Origin of the sequence: Oceanirhabdus sp. W0125-5, from assembly GCF_027938815.1 — a bacterium.
In the GTDB taxonomy this organism is placed as follows: Bacteria; Bacillota; Clostridia; order Clostridiales; family Clostridiaceae; genus Oceanirhabdus.
This window is the reverse complement of sequence record NZ_CP115913.1, coordinates 5243724-5257124: the sequence shown is the minus strand read 5'-3', so window position 1 is coordinate 5257124 and position 13401 is coordinate 5243724. Positions and strand designations below refer to the sequence as shown.

General features: G+C 29.2%; 19 protein-coding genes. 10 read left to right on the top strand and 9 right to left on the bottom strand.

From position 1 onward, the window contains the following. The first annotated feature begins 29 nt into the window (after positions 1 to 29). On the top strand, positions 30 to 890 hold the full coding sequence (locus OW730_RS24390; RefSeq protein ID WP_271226654.1) for an alpha/beta hydrolase: 861 nt from the start codon (positions 30 to 32) through the stop codon (positions 888 to 890). Between the two features lie 53 nt (positions 891 to 943). Here OW730_RS24390 and OW730_RS24385 read toward each other — a convergent pair whose 3' ends face one another. Continuing rightward, the gene (locus OW730_RS24385) at positions 944 to 1339 is read right to left on the bottom strand and encodes a hypothetical protein (RefSeq protein ID WP_271226653.1); all 396 of its coding nucleotides are present in this window, start codon (positions 1337 to 1339) and stop codon (positions 944 to 946) included. 110 nt (positions 1340 to 1449) lie between these two features. Next, positions 1450 to 2394 carry a hypothetical protein gene (locus OW730_RS24380; RefSeq protein ID WP_271226652.1) on the bottom strand — a complete coding sequence of 315 codons (945 nt, stop codon included), beginning with the start codon at positions 2392 to 2394 and terminating at the stop codon, positions 1450 to 1452. A gap of 235 nt (positions 2395 to 2629) precedes the next feature. Here OW730_RS24380 and OW730_RS24375 point away from each other — a divergent pair, with 235 nt between their 5' ends. Next, positions 2630 to 3502, top strand: coding sequence for an AraC family transcriptional regulator (locus tag OW730_RS24375; protein ID WP_271226651.1), 873 nt, complete (start codon positions 2630 to 2632; stop codon positions 3500 to 3502). Positions 3503 to 3568: 66 nt separating this feature from the next. Here OW730_RS24375 and OW730_RS26880 read toward each other — a convergent pair whose 3' ends face one another. Together OW730_RS26880 and OW730_RS24365 are read right to left on the bottom strand one after the other, a co-directional pair. Next, positions 3569 to 3817, bottom strand: coding sequence for a SelT/SelW/SelH family (seleno)protein (locus tag OW730_RS26880; protein ID WP_333781242.1), 249 nt, complete (start codon positions 3815 to 3817; stop codon positions 3569 to 3571). Positions 3818 to 3834: 17 nt separating this feature from the next. After that, entirely contained in the window at positions 3835 to 4269 is a 435-nt protein-coding gene (locus OW730_RS24365; protein WP_271226650.1) for a ferritin-like domain-containing protein, read from the bottom strand. A gap of 337 nt (positions 4270 to 4606) precedes the next feature. On the opposite strand from OW730_RS24365, the gene OW730_RS24360 reads away from it, so the two are divergent. The 3 genes from OW730_RS24360 to OW730_RS24350 all read left to right on the top strand — a co-directional run bounded on the left by OW730_RS24360 (position 4607) and on the right by OW730_RS24350 (position 7003). Further along, positions 4607 to 5239, top strand: a complete 633-nt coding sequence (locus tag OW730_RS24360; RefSeq protein ID WP_271226649.1) for a hypothetical protein — start codon at positions 4607 to 4609, stop codon at positions 5237 to 5239. Between the two features lie 609 nt (positions 5240 to 5848). After that, positions 5849 to 6658: an RNA-guided endonuclease TnpB family protein gene (locus OW730_RS24355; protein ID WP_333781241.1), complete on the top strand. Its 810-nt coding sequence runs from the start codon at positions 5849 to 5851 to the stop codon at positions 6656 to 6658. A 210-nt stretch (positions 6659 to 6868) separates the two neighbouring features. Then, positions 6869 to 7003, top strand: a complete 135-nt coding sequence (locus OW730_RS24350; RefSeq protein WP_271226648.1) for a hypothetical protein — start codon at positions 6869 to 6871, stop codon at positions 7001 to 7003. A gap of 37 nt (positions 7004 to 7040) precedes the next feature. Here OW730_RS24350 and OW730_RS24345 read toward each other — a convergent pair whose 3' ends face one another. Further along, a complete protein-coding gene (locus tag OW730_RS24345) occupies positions 7041 to 7295 on the bottom strand; it encodes a hypothetical protein (RefSeq protein WP_271226647.1) in 255 nt (84 codons plus the stop codon). 21 nt (positions 7296 to 7316) lie between these two features. Beyond that, positions 7317 to 7931 carry a Type 1 glutamine amidotransferase-like domain-containing protein gene (locus OW730_RS24340; RefSeq protein ID WP_271226646.1) on the bottom strand — a complete coding sequence of 205 codons (615 nt, stop codon included), beginning with the start codon at positions 7929 to 7931 and terminating at the stop codon, positions 7317 to 7319. A gap of 225 nt (positions 7932 to 8156) precedes the next feature. On the opposite strand from OW730_RS24340, the gene OW730_RS24335 reads away from it, so the two are divergent. From OW730_RS24335 to OW730_RS24315, 5 genes are all read left to right on the top strand, one after another. Beyond that, positions 8157 to 8588, top strand: a complete 432-nt coding sequence (locus tag OW730_RS24335) for a GNAT family N-acetyltransferase (RefSeq protein WP_442945389.1) — start codon at positions 8157 to 8159, stop codon at positions 8586 to 8588. 237 nt (positions 8589 to 8825) lie between these two features. After that, positions 8826 to 9518 carry a hypothetical protein gene (locus OW730_RS24330; protein ID WP_271226644.1) on the top strand — a complete coding sequence of 231 codons (693 nt, stop codon included), beginning with the start codon at positions 8826 to 8828 and terminating at the stop codon, positions 9516 to 9518. A gap of 59 nt (positions 9519 to 9577) precedes the next feature. After that, the gene (locus tag OW730_RS24325; protein WP_271229625.1) at positions 9578 to 9940 is read left to right on the top strand and encodes an HsmA family protein; all 363 of its coding nucleotides are present in this window, start codon (positions 9578 to 9580) and stop codon (positions 9938 to 9940) included. 194 nt (positions 9941 to 10134) lie between these two features. Next, positions 10135 to 11250, top strand: a complete 1116-nt coding sequence (locus tag OW730_RS24320) for a sensor histidine kinase (protein ID WP_271226643.1) — start codon at positions 10135 to 10137, stop codon at positions 11248 to 11250. After that, positions 11240 to 11941, top strand: a complete 702-nt coding sequence (locus OW730_RS24315) for a response regulator transcription factor (RefSeq protein ID WP_271226642.1) — start codon at positions 11240 to 11242, stop codon at positions 11939 to 11941. Before OW730_RS24320 ends, OW730_RS24315 begins: the two co-directional genes overlap by 11 nt. A 283-nt stretch (positions 11942 to 12224) precedes the next feature. Here the strand turns inward: OW730_RS24315 and OW730_RS24310 are convergent, their stop codons facing one another. The 3 genes from OW730_RS24310 to OW730_RS24300 are packed head-to-tail and all read right to left on the bottom strand — an operon-like array spanning position 12225 to position 13182. Further along, positions 12225 to 12440, bottom strand: coding sequence for a DUF3955 domain-containing protein (locus OW730_RS24310; protein WP_271226641.1), 216 nt, complete (start codon positions 12438 to 12440; stop codon positions 12225 to 12227). Between the two features lie 14 nt (positions 12441 to 12454). Then, positions 12455 to 12679: a helix-turn-helix domain-containing protein gene (locus OW730_RS24305; RefSeq protein ID WP_271226640.1), complete on the bottom strand. Its 225-nt coding sequence runs from the start codon at positions 12677 to 12679 to the stop codon at positions 12455 to 12457. Positions 12680 to 12693: 14 nt separating this feature from the next. Further along, positions 12694 to 13182, bottom strand: coding sequence for a DUF2975 domain-containing protein (locus tag OW730_RS24300; protein WP_271226639.1), 489 nt, complete (start codon positions 13180 to 13182; stop codon positions 12694 to 12696). Between the last annotated feature and the right edge of the window lie 219 nt (positions 13183 to 13401).

Here is a 13401-nt window from a genome sequence, read left to right as displayed (position 1 = left end):
GCGGACAAAAGAAAAAGGGGGCAAATAAAATGAATAAAAAACTAGTTAATATTGGGGATAAGCAGTTAGAGGTGTTGAGAAAAGGAAGCGGAGCTAATACGGTAATATTCGAATTTGGATTAAGTGAGTGTATAAATGATTGGATACATATAGCAGAGGAAATATCAGAAGAAAACACTGTTATACTCTATAATAGAGCAGGATATGGAAGAAGTTCTATTAATCGAGATGAAAAAAGAGGTCTTGATGAAATTGTCAAAGACTTTGAAGCGTTACTTAAAGTTGAAGGGATTCATGAGAAGATAATATTGGTTGCTCATTCACTTGGTGGAGCATGTGCACAGAAACTTCTTATGAAAAATCCAGACAAAATTAAGGGGATGGTATTAGTTGATGCTTCTCCTTTAGAATATAGAGAAATAGAAATACTTAAGAAAAAAATAATCTCAATAGATAAAAAATATAATACTGATAAGCAAATTGAAAATTTAAAGGACATGTCTCTAAAGACTAAAAAACAACTAATAGAAGAAGGAAATGAAGGGATATTCAGTGAACCTGATACATTTCATGCAATGTGGAGTGAGTTTGAGAGTTTGAGAAACCATAATATAGTTATTGATGGTGAAAGCTTCACATGTGATGTACCTCTTAAAGTCATGATTTGCGATAGAAATATTAGTGATGAGAAATTAATAAGAAATCATATACCAGAAGAAGAGGCAAAGGTATTTCATAAAAAAATTGATAAATTAAAAGAGAAACAAGTAAAGCTTTCTAGCAAAAGTGAACGTATTATTGCTAATAATTCAGGTCATGCAATACATAAAGATGATCCTAAATTGGTGATAAAAACTATAAAATCATTAATTGATGAGTGTTCTAAATAATCTAAATAAAAGAGAACAATTGCTGTTTAGCAATTGTTCTCACAATAAATGTTTTAAATCTCAGGAGATTCAATAATTCTAACTATTAAAGCTGTTCCCTTTACTGGATAGGATTCAGCTACAGCATCGTCAAAATCCACTTCTAATGTATCACCGATTTTGATTATGTCATCAGGTAATTTTGTAAGTTCTTCCTGTCCTTTAAATATCTTAGTTTTTGAGTTGATTGCCACAGATGCTTTATCATAATCAGTTCCTTCATCCATTTTACTTTCTATAAGCACTTCAATACCGTCTTCAATAACAGTTATATCAGTTACAACACCTCTAATTTCTATCTTTGGAATAGTATTGTCATTATTTTTATTTGTATTATTTGTTGTTATTCTTTGACAACTTACTATTGATAAAAGTGAAATTACTAATAAAGTATAAAGGATTTTTTTCATATATAATCGCCTCCATTTATATTGTGGTCAATTTATAATTAAACCATGCATTATAATAGAAGGATAATATATGAATAAAGCAATCAATTGATTTATGATACAAAATAAGTCTATATCAATGACATTTTTCTAATCTCATTTAATTCATCTGCATCAAGAACTCCATGATTGTATAGATATAGGAATTCTTCAGACACACCACTATCAAATAGAAGTAGATCATCTGTATTAATTGATAGGTTAAGACCTTTATCAAATAATTTTCTTATAGGGTAAGATTTCATATCACTTACTGCTCCTAAGATAAAGTTACTACTTGGACAAATATTTAGTCTAATGTCTCTTTCTTTAATAAAATCTAATAAGTAATCATCTGTAGAAGCACCGATACCATGTTGTACTTCATCTAATTCTAATACTTCAATTGCATTCCTAACGTACTCAGGTCCAGTAAATTCTCCAGCATGAGCCTTTAGCTTTAATCCTTTATTTTTAGCATAAACATAATACTCTTTAAACTTCTCAAAATCATCAAATGACTCATCACCATATAAATCTATTGAGTTAAATAATCCACTGTCTATGCAAGGAATCAAAAAGTTATCTAGATTCTCAGTGGGTACACATTTTGCAAATCCAACTTCGGGTCTAAAGTCTATAAGTTCTTTATACTTGTTTTTTATTTTTAGAATAGTACTGAAATATTCTTGGTGAGTTTTAAATAATGTTATCCAGTGACAATCTATACTTGGTTCAAGTATCTTAACTCCATCATCGATAGCTTCAAGAACAGTTGATTCAATTAAAAATTCAATATCCTCAGATGTTTTAATGAATTTAGCTGTTTCACCAAATATATATTCATCAATTCCTGCTATTCCATCCATTTTCTTTGGTGGTGGAACAACATTACCACCAGCCCATTTATTGTAGGTAGAGAATCTCATACCTAGTCCACAGTGATTGTGAACGTCTACTTTAGCAATTTTTTTTAACTTTGAAATATTCCCCTCAATCAAACCTTCTTTAAATAATTTATCCTCTAATTTGTTCATAATTTAATCCCCTTTATATCTAGTAATGGTTTATTTTGTATTATACACAGAATTACTATAAAAGTAAATAAACGGTTCGGGGTATAATATGTAGAGAGGCTTGGTTAAAAAATATATATGTAATATAATGTGTTTATTGGAAATTAAAAAAAGATGTACCTACATTTTGGTGCACTAAATGTCGGGTCTGAAGAATTCATAAAGTATATACTTGTAATCGTAGGAGGAAATTAATATGGAATGGCTGGATAGAATGAACGAAGCGTTGGAATATATTGAGGACAATATTGAAGGAAATATTGATTATGATGAGATTGCAAAGAAAGCATATTGTTCAACTTATCATTTTCAGAGAATGTTCTCCTTCATTATTGGAATACCTTTATCAGAGTATATTCGCAGGAGAAAATTAACTTTAGCTGCATTTGAACTTCAAAACAGTGACATAAAGATAATTGATCTAGGTATGAAATATGGGTATGAATCACCAGATGCTTTTAGACGTGCTTTTCAAAGACACCATGGAGTAACACCTACAGAAGCAAGAAAGTTGGGTGTGCAGCTGAAGTCATATTCACGAATTTCCTTCCATATATCGATTAGAGGAGATGAATGTATGAATTTTAAAATTGAAAAGAAAGATGCTTTTTCAGTATTTGGTTTGGAGAAAACAGTTAGTTTGGTTGATGGAGAATGCTATAAACAAATACCAGAATTCTGGATGGAATTAGATAAGAATGGAGGGCTTGAACGTATATCTAAGGCAGCAAAAGGGAATGAAGTAATGTTCAATGCTGCAAAGTATGGTCATGAAAAAGATGGAACATTTAAGTATATGGTTTGCAAAAGCACACCAGAAGGAGGAGTGGATGATAAGTTTGTAAAGCTTGATGTACCAGAATGCACTTGGGTGGTTTTCCCTATTGGTCCTTATACAGGAGAAGAGGGGACCAAAATGATACATGCAACCTGGAAGAGAATTTATCCAGAGTGGTTCCCAACTTCAGGATATGAACATTCAGGTGGACCAGAATTTGAGATGTATTATAGTTTAGGCGAGGACAAGTTTATTACAGAGATATGGATTCCTGTTATTAAAAATAAATAGAATAAGCAAAAAAGGTACTGTTTTAGAAGAAGTTTAATATTTCTAGACAGTACCTTTTTTAAGATTTTATAAGATATTTATTTTTTCTTTTAGTAATTTTTCTATTTCATTTTCTTCAGGAAATCTACCATAATCATTTTTGGAAAATAACAGATCTTTATTATATCTGATTTTAAAAACTCCACCTGAAGAAGGAATTAAGTTTAATGAAGATATTAAGGTTTTATGTTCTTCTAGAATATAATTTGCAAGGCTAACAGCCTTTGGTAGATAGTTTCAAGAGGAACAATATTCAATTGAAACAACTTTACTCATAAATAATCCTCCAACTATTAACTAAAATATCTATCTAACATTCCTTTTAGCATTTGTGCGTGTCTAGCTTCATCTTTAGCTGCCTCATTTATGAAATCGTGCACTTCATCAAGATTTGATTCTTTACATTTAGCAGCTAGTTCAGTTTTATATTTATTAGAACCTTTCTCACCTTGGAGCATTTGTTCTAAATTATCCTTTGTAATACAAGAAAATTTACCAAGTAATTCGGCATATCGTGCTGCATGCTCGGCTTCTTCCCAAGCGATTCTTTTTAAAACTTCGCCTATTTCAGGATAACCTTCTCTTTGAGCCATATTAGCCATAGCTAAATACAATCCTATTTCACCAGTTTCACCTCTAAACTGTCCTTCAAGAGATTTTTTTATTTCCTCATGTCCTTCAGCAACTATACCTAATTTATTTACATTTACTAAACTTAAATCATCCATTGGTAGTCCTCCTAATATATATGTTCATTATTTCATAGTTATTTTGTTCTTACGTTTTTGCAAATATTCAATTTCAAAAAATATTATAGAGATTTTTAAGGGTAATTTACCAGAAGAGGTTCGTGGAAAGTAGCTTATTAGTCATATTAAGTTTGAAATCAATAAATAGAGAGGGGTTAATCAGTACTAAGATTTAAAAATGGTTACGGAGATTTTACTATGAAAATATATAATCCAATAATTGTTTTTATTTGATATAATTATATTAAATGGGTAATTATTAAGGGGCTTATGAAATTTTATAAGTCTCTTTAAATAACCAAACAGGGGGAGTTACATGATAGAAAAATCATATATTAAGATTAGAATATCTTTAGAAGAAGAAATAAATCATTTGTATATTAATCATACTGAGAAAACAGAGACTTTAGTTGTTTTATACCCTGGAGGAAAATATACTTGTGATAAACCCATATTGCACTATATTAAAAAAGGTGCTTTGTTAAAGGGGCATGATGTTTTGTGTATAAATTATGGTAGTACTTTATCAGATAGTGATTTTAGTAAAAAAACAAGAAAGGCTGCTAAAGAAGCTTTTAGAGCTATAAATAAGTGTAGGGAACAAAAAAAATACAATAGAATTATTTTTGCTGGAAAAAGTATAGGTACGGTTATATCAGGCAAGGTTTCAGATATGATTAATGATATTAATATTAAGCATATTTTTTTGACTCCAATTAAATATACCATACCTTTTATAAATAAATATGGAGGACCTGTAATAATTGGATCAAAGGATAAAGTATTTGGACAAGAATGTATAGACATTATTCAAGGAAATGAAAATATAAATATTGAAATTATTAAAAATGCAGGACATTCACTGGAAGTAGATGACTTAGAAGGAACTTTAAATATACATAAGTATGTTGTGAAGATTTGTGATGATTATTTGGGAAGTAAGGATTAAGAATGACTATTTCATAACTATTGTTAATTATATTTATAGCAGTATTATTAAGCTTTATATGTGTATTAATGAATTTTTTAAATATAAGAGGTAAAAAGATAATAAAGCTAAAGAAGAGTATAACATTCTGGTATGTTTTTTTAGTTTTATGGATAATATTGTTTATCTCAGAGAGTATAACGAACTTGAATTATTATCATAAATATTTTAGTATGACGTTTAACGTAACTAGCAGAAGTTTCCCATCTTCTATAAGTGGGAGATGAATGCGTAATCTTAATACTTTTACATGGATAAAAAAGGCGCTTCGCGCTTCGCTATGGAACCCTATGGTTCCCTTCGACGCAACTAACGTTGCTGAGCACCCTCCTTAAACCGGCAGGGGAATACTTCCCCTACAACCCCTTCATTTTTTTATTCTTTAGAAATTGCATTGGTCAATTTTACACAAACGTTCAACTTAATGATATAAGCAACATTTCATGTGATAATTTCCTTATGAAACTTTTCAATTTCCTAAAGAATAAAAAAATATAAATGTGAAATAATAAGAATGAATGTTCTTAAGATTCATTATGATTGTGTTGAAGAGTAAAGGTGTTGAAAGTAATGAAAATCAACAAAGCGTATAAATTCAGAATATATCCAAATGAAAATCAAAAAAAGATTATTGAAAAATCTTTTGGTTGTTCAAGATATGTATATAATCATTTCTTAAACCAAAGGAATGAAATATATAAAGCTGAAAAAAGATGTATGAAATATACAGAACAACAAAATCAATTACCAAGTATGAAAAAAGAACTTGTGTGGCTTAAAGAAGTTGATAGTACATCACTGCAGATGTCACTAAGAAATCTTGATGCTGCATTCAAAAATTTCTTTGAAGGTAGAGCAGACAGACCAAAATTCAAAAGTAAAAGAGAAAACTATAAATCATATACAAGTAATTTTGTGAATAACAATATTGAAATAAAAAAAGATAAAATAAAACTGCCTAAATTGAAATATGTTAATGCAAAAATTCATAGATATGTTGAAGGTAGAGTAATAAACGCTACTGTTTCTAAAACATCAAGTGGTAAATATTTTGTATCTATATGTGTTGAAACAAAGATAGAGCCATTAAAAAAAATCTCGGGGAATATTGGTATAGATTTAGGGTTATGTCATTTTGCAATATTATCAAATGGTGAAAAGATTGAAAATCCTAAGTATCTAAAAAAGTCATTAGATAAATTGGCAAAGGAACAAAGAAAATTAAGTAGTAAAGAAAAAGGCAGTAACAATTGGAATAATCAAAGAATAAAGGTTGCTAGACTACATGAACGTATATCTAATCAAAGATTAGACTTCATCCATAAGTTATCTAAAAGAATTATAAGCGATAATCAAGTTATAATTCTTGAAGAGTCCTAAATGCGATAGCATTCATGATAGGGATATAAATGCCAGTAGGAATATCTTGAAGCAAGGGTTATTAGAAATAGCCTAAAAAAATAAGAACCGTAGGTCTTACGGGGATTGCCTGTGGAGAAAGTAGATTGCGAAATCTGTGAAGCAGGAAAAGTTCTTGGATATACCAAGAAGCCCCCACTTCAGCGTGAGTAAGTGGAGGGAGAGTTCACTATGGTGAATTTTATTTTTTGGATTGTCTTTTCTGTATTCCAAATTATAGTTTCTAAGGTATCTAACACAATACCAGAAAAGGGGATATATATTGATAGTGCGTTTTATAGCTGGGAAAAGATTGTCTCAAAATAGAAATCATTCTATTTATGAGACAATCTTTTGTAATTACTTATCTATGTTTTAAATGTTTCTTCAAATTCATTAACAAGAAGCCTATGCCACTACCAATGCCCAGGATAATTGCCCATCCTATAAATTCAACCAGAGCAAAATAAAAGAACTTACGAAGCAGAATCAAACCTAAAATGGTTAATACACAAATAATTTTAGTTTTTGTACTCATTTGGTTAATGAGATAATTTATTGATGCTAACTCGCCCTTAATCAAACATTTCCAATTTCTCTTACAACATTTTCTCTTCATATAATCTCCACCCTTTTAAAATTAAATTTTAATCACTTGTCCATTATCAATAATTAATGCTTCACCGTCATTTATACGGGTTATTTCAATCTTAAGAGTTTCCTCAACAAGACAAATACGTTCTTCAAAATTATCATAACGGTTAATATATTTTGTATGGTGTGGACATAAATTAATATTTGTTAGACCAATACCTTTAAAATCAGTTAATCCAATTCCATTGTTCATTTGAGGATCAAATTCATTAATTAATGCAATTGTTTCTCCTAATACTACACACCCTGCACTTGAACCTGATATTATCTTACCTTTGGATATAAGCTCATAGAGTATATTATCAGTATGAGTTTTTTGTATCTGATTTAATAAATAGAATGGGTTTCCTCCAATAAAGAATAAAATATCATATTTTAATAATAAACTTGGTGAAGAAAATTCTATATCGAAAAAATCAGGATGGAATCCTATGTTTTCAAGTTCTTTTCTTGTACATACTGCCTTTCGGTTTTTTTCTCTATATTCAGGATCAGCTGTTACAATTATTGCTACTTTCTTAAATCCAGTATTAAATAATTCAGTATACTTATCAATAATTGCTTGGCTAGTTATTCCATTAGATGTTAAAAGAATAGGCATAGATAAAGACCTCCATAAAGAATATGATTTAAATACTAAAAATACTATAAATACATAATATAGAATAATTGTAAATATTATTAGATATTATACACCCTTGAAATACAGAATTCAACAAAGGTTAATTTAAATTCATTAAAATTTAATTGACATAAATTATTTTGAAAATAAATCCTTTTATGGTATTATATAAAATGCACCAAAAAAATGAAACGAGGTGGAGCTATGAGTGATAAGATAATTATAAGAGTTATGAATGAGTCTGATATACCTGAAGCTCTAAAATTATGGAGGATATCTTTCAATGCTGGATTCTCAACAGGATTTGATACTGAGGAAAGTATAGAGAGGTATTTGAAGAGAAACCCTGATTTAAGCACAGTAGCATATACAGAAGATGGACAGTTAGTAGGAGCACTTATGTGTGGACATGATGGACGAAGGGGATCTATATACCATACAGCAGTTTACCCAGAATACAGAGGAAATTCAATAGGCAGAAGAATGGAAGAAAGGTCTTTATCTGCATTGAGAGCGATAGGAATTACTACAGGATTTCTTTTCATAAGCACCAAGAATCCAGGTTCAGAGGAGTTTTGGACAACGATTGGATGGGAAGTAATTCCAACAATAAAATATCTATATAAAGAGTTCTAATTATCTTTAATTATTTGGAAAGTAATTGATATAAATATAAAGAGGGAATCAAATTTTTAAAATAAATTTGATTCCTTTTTGTTTAAAAATTGAGTAATTTTTAATGTTTTTAACTTAATATGATAAATCTTTAGAATTTCTTTAGAATTACTTTCAAATATCTTTGAATGTGGTTGATATCATAATATTAAATGAAGGAACTAAATTTCATAATGAAGCATAGGGGGTAAGTTTAGAATGAAAGAAATTATGGAGACGTTATTTAATATAGTATATTTAGTTACATTATGGATAGTTGTATTTAATATGTTTAAGAATACTGCTAGATTAAATTCAAAAGAAACTAAACTAGGAAAACTTGTGGCATGGACTTTTGCTCTTTTAGCAATCGGTGACACAGGGCATGTTGGTTTCAGGGTTGTTGCATATTTTAAAGATGGCCTTGCTGAAAGTGCTGCTCTATTAGGTTATGGTAAGTATGCTACAGCTATAACTGTAACATTTTTTTATGTTTTACTTTTAATAATTTGGAAGGTTCGTTTTAATGAGAAATATAATTGTTTTACACATATATTATTTGCTAGTGGTATAGTGAGATTAGTAGTAGTGCTTTTACCAGGGAATGAATGGACAAGTGCTGTAGCACCATTTGATTGGGCAATCTATAGAAATATACCTTTATTGATTTTAGGATTGGGTGTTGCAGGGTTATTCCTAAATAGCGCAAGAAAAGAAAAAGATAATACATTTAAGTGGATTGGTATTATGATTTTAATTTCTTATGGTTTTTATATTCCAGTTATACTATTTGCTCATATTAATCCAACTGTAGGAATGTTAATGATACCAAAGACTGTAGCATACTTGGTCGCGGCATTTATTGCCTATTACGGAGTATTTAAGAAGCAAAATAAAAATATACAAGCTTAATAAAAAATATAACAGATGAGTATAGTTAAAATTTACTTAAGAAAGGATGATTTTTAATGATGTTGATTATGGCAATTATAGCAATGATATTAGCACTTATATGCTATTCAGTAGGTGTTTGGGGAGAGAAGATAGCAGGGAAACTAACTAAAAAGAATTTAGCTTTTTTCTGGATCGGATTTGTATTTGATACAGCGGGAACAACAATGATGTCAATTATAAGTGAAAGTTTTAAATTTGATATTCATGGTATTACTGGCGCACTTGCAATAGTATTAATGTTATTCCATGCAATTTGGGCTACAATAGTACTTGTTAAGAATAATGAAAAGTTAATGGTAAAATTCCATAAGTTTAGCCTTGGTGTATGGACAATATGGTTATTTTCATTCTTAACAGGTATGATATTAAATATAAAATAGTATAACAATAATTCATTAACAATAAAGACGATCAGACTAATCATATAGAGATTTTTAGTTAAAACTACATTTATACAAACTCAAAACTCAAAAAACACTGAGAATTTGAGTTTATATAAATTAAGTTTAACTACGGATTCTCTATAGTTAGTCTTATTGTTGTATAATAAAGAAAAAAAGCAGGAGAAAAATATATGAGATTAAGAAGGAGATTAATACATTTAACTGTTGCAGTTTTTGGGTTAGGAATGTTACTTGAGGGAGTAAATTTTATTGGTTTTATGTGTATAACAAAAAATAGTACCTTCAATGATTTTTTTAATCTTTATAAGGAAGATGCAATACATTTTTGGGGGCTCCAAGCTATATCATTAATTATATTTCTTGGGTTGAGCAAGTACTTTAATAGAAGAATAAAGAAAATGGTAATTCAACCTATAGAGGAGATGGAGAAGGTTGCAAATGCTATAATTGATGAAAATTATGATTATAAAATTGAAAAAAGTGCTGTAGTAGAGATAGATGAGGTTGCTAAAGCTTTTGATAAGATGATAAACAAACTAAGAGAATCAAAAGAAATACAGGAAAGATATGAATTTCACAGGAAAGAATTATTGGCAAATATATCTCATGATATAAGAACTCCAATAACATCTATTAAGTTACATTCAAATGGTATACTTGATGGTATTGCTAATACTCCTGAGAAACTTAATAAATATATAGAATCAATTAATAATAAAACTGAGGATATTGAAAAGATGATATCACAACTTTCCTTATTATCTGATTTGGATTTTAGTAAAGAGAAGTTTACATTAACTAAAGTTGGCATTAAAGGTTTCTTAAATGATTTAATATTGGAAATGGAGCTTGATTTTGAAGATAATGATGTACAGTTAGTAAGTGGATTTGAGTGTAAGGAAGATATTGAATGCTATATTGATATAAATATGATGAGAAGGGTAGTGATGAATTTAGTTCAGAACTCAATAAAATATGTTAGAAATATCCCTGTAAGAATATTATTTGATGTTGAGATAAAAGATGATTACTGTGTGGTATCGGTATCAGATAATGGGAAAGGTATACACAATGATAACTTTAAAAATATATTTAATAGATTCTTTAGAGAAGATGAGTCTAGGGGAACGAAATGCGGAAGTTATGGCTTAGGGCTTTCAATAGTAAAGGAAATAATAGAGAAGCATAAAGGTGTAGTATGGGCTGAACAAGGGAAAAATGAAGAGTTCACAGGACTATGCATTAATATGAAACTACCGAGAGGAGTTGATAATATTGAAGAATAAAATTCTGATTGTTGAAGATGATATAGGTATTGCAGAGGTGGAGAAGGATTATCTTGAAGCCTATGAAATGGAAGTAGATATAATTACAGATGGAGAAAAAGGGCTAGAAGCAGCTATTAACAATGACTATAATCTTATTATTCTTGATTTAATGTTACCAGGAATAGATGGTTTCAATATATGCAGAGAGATTAGGAAAGAGAAGGATATACCAATAATAGTAGTAAGTGCGAAGACAAGTGATATTGATAAGGTTAGGGGATTCGGTCTAGGGCTTGATGACTATATGACAAAGCCATTTAGTCCTAATGAATTAGTTGCAAGGGTGAAAGGACACATTACAAGGTATAACATATTAAAAAATTCATCAACTGCAGCAGAGGATAAAGAGGATAAGATTATTCTTAAGAATTTAATCATAAACAGAACTACAAGACAGGTGTTACTTAATAACAAAGAGATATCATTAACTGTTACAGAGTATGATCTTTTAAATCTTCTTGCATCTAATCCAAATAGGGTGTTCACTAAGAACTTTATATTTGAGAAGATATGGGGATATGATTCTGATAAGGATATACCAACAATAACAGTTCATATGAGGAATCTTAGGGAGAAGATAGAGAAGAATCCTTCAGAACCTGAGCATATTATTACTGTTTGGGGTGTAGGATATAAGTTTGTGGAATGAGAAAAATTAAAAACATAGTTTAAAGCAGAAAACTTTAGAAGAAATGTATAATGTATAATTGATAATGGAGAATGATTGACATTTCTCTTCGAGAAATTTTAATTCTATTATTTCTTAGGCAATAGTGGGATACTAGCTTCAATTTAGGTCAAACATTGTACTTTAAATACAATATTTTAGTTCAAGATAAAATGAGTAAAACCTTCTTGGTCTAAAAAATAAAACAATGTAGTTTCCGCCTTGAAAGGCAGAAACTACATTGTTTTCCATTGTGCATTATTAATTATCCATTTGTTTTTAACGAACGTAAGCGTGATATTATGTTGACTGTTATTGCAATAATTATACCTATAGCAATGAATAAATAACCTATTGGTATTAAGTAAAATGGTTCTACAAGAGTACCATCAGGGGCTACTTTGCATCCTATGATGGAATATATTAAGAAACAACATAAACCTAAAATAAATGATATTAAACTTATAAGATATTTTTTCATTAAAACTTCTCCTTTTATTTTAATCTTTCATCATCTTCTTCTACATATTCTAATATATCGCCAGGCTGGCAATCTAAAATTCTACACAAGGATTCTAGGGTAGTAAAACGAACTGCTTTTGCTTTGTTATTTTTTAAAATTGAAAGATTAGCCATGGTTATACCCATTTTTTGAGAAAGCTCAGTAGAACTAATCTTTCTTTTGGCCATCATTACATCTAGATTTACTATAATCGGCATATCAGCATTCCTTTCTATATTGTTTGATCGTTTTCTTCTTTTATTTTTATTGCAATCTCAAATAACTGTGATAATACTAAGCATAAAAGTCCTATTGTCACACAAAGAAATGCAAGAACAATATAAGGACCACCTAAAATAATATTTTTGAAGAATTCCACTGAGTATTTCAAGTAACTTGTACAAGCAATAAAAATAATGATTTCAATAAAAGCACATATTGAAATTACATTTAGTGATTTAACACTCTCCATAGAAAAAGGATTATTATTCACAACTAAACTAGAAAGTTTTTTTAATTTAAATAATGCAATAACATATGGAACTGCACAGAAATAAATACAAGTTGCAATAGTTATTACTAACTTACCATCTGACATAGAAAATCGACTTTTAAGAAAAGCAGTAGTGATAGCTGGTGCTCCTAAAAGAACTATACATGTAAGAGTTATTCCTAAAATTACAATCATATGTAAGATTCTAGGGATAGGATTTTTTTTCATTTTATCAACCTCAATTCTATAATGTTATTATTATAATAAATAAATATTTATCGTTTGTCAATAAAAAATAAAAATAATTCGATATGTATTTATTGTTTTGATACCCTTGAGGTCTATAAAAATAAAATCTTATAAATAATTATTTTAACTGCATATATTCTATTGAAAGGTTTCAACACCTTGAAAATATATAAGTAAACTTATAACGTATAAGGAGGG

What these genes read in the sequence shown, in the direction of transcription:
- OW730_RS24390 (WP_271226654.1), top strand. Translation starts at nt 30, where the DNA reads ATGAATAAAAAACTAGTTAATATTGGGGATAAGCAGTTAGAGGTGTTG.
- OW730_RS24385 (WP_271226653.1), bottom strand. Translation starts at nt 1,339, where the DNA reads ATGAAAAAAATCCTTTATACTTTATTAGTAATTTCACTTTTATCAATA.
- OW730_RS24380 (WP_271226652.1), bottom strand. Translation starts at nt 2,394, where the DNA reads ATGAACAAATTAGAGGATAAATTATTTAAAGAAGGTTTGATTGAGGGG.
- OW730_RS24375 (WP_271226651.1), top strand. Translation starts at nt 2,630, where the DNA reads ATGGAATGGCTGGATAGAATGAACGAAGCGTTGGAATATATTGAGGAC.
- OW730_RS24365 (WP_271226650.1), bottom strand. Translation starts at nt 4,269, where the DNA reads ATGGATGATTTAAGTTTAGTAAATGTAAATAAATTAGGTATAGTTGCT.
- OW730_RS24360 (WP_271226649.1), top strand. Translation starts at nt 4,607, where the DNA reads ATGATAGAAAAATCATATATTAAGATTAGAATATCTTTAGAAGAAGAA.
- OW730_RS24355 (WP_333781241.1), top strand. Translation starts at nt 5,849, where the DNA reads ATGAAAATCAACAAAGCGTATAAATTCAGAATATATCCAAATGAAAAT.
- OW730_RS24350 (WP_271226648.1), top strand. Translation starts at nt 6,869, where the DNA reads ATGGTGAATTTTATTTTTTGGATTGTCTTTTCTGTATTCCAAATTATA.
- OW730_RS24345 (WP_271226647.1), bottom strand. Translation starts at nt 7,295, where the DNA reads ATGAAGAGAAAATGTTGTAAGAGAAATTGGAAATGTTTGATTAAGGGC.
- OW730_RS24340 (WP_271226646.1), bottom strand. Translation starts at nt 7,931, where the DNA reads ATGCCTATTCTTTTAACATCTAATGGAATAACTAGCCAAGCAATTATT.
- OW730_RS24335 (WP_442945389.1), top strand. Translation starts at nt 8,157, where the DNA reads ATGAGTGATAAGATAATTATAAGAGTTATGAATGAGTCTGATATACCT.
- OW730_RS24330 (WP_271226644.1), top strand. Translation starts at nt 8,826, where the DNA reads ATGAAAGAAATTATGGAGACGTTATTTAATATAGTATATTTAGTTACA.
- OW730_RS24325 (WP_271229625.1), top strand. Translation starts at nt 9,578, where the DNA reads ATGTTGATTATGGCAATTATAGCAATGATATTAGCACTTATATGCTAT.
- OW730_RS24320 (WP_271226643.1), top strand. Translation starts at nt 10,135, where the DNA reads ATGAGATTAAGAAGGAGATTAATACATTTAACTGTTGCAGTTTTTGGG.
- OW730_RS24310 (WP_271226641.1), bottom strand. Translation starts at nt 12,440, where the DNA reads ATGAAAAAATATCTTATAAGTTTAATATCATTTATTTTAGGTTTATGT.
- OW730_RS24305 (WP_271226640.1), bottom strand. Translation starts at nt 12,679, where the DNA reads ATGCCGATTATAGTAAATCTAGATGTAATGATGGCCAAAAGAAAGATT.
- OW730_RS24300 (WP_271226639.1), bottom strand. Translation starts at nt 13,182, where the DNA reads ATGAAAAAAAATCCTATCCCTAGAATCTTACATATGATTGTAATTTTA.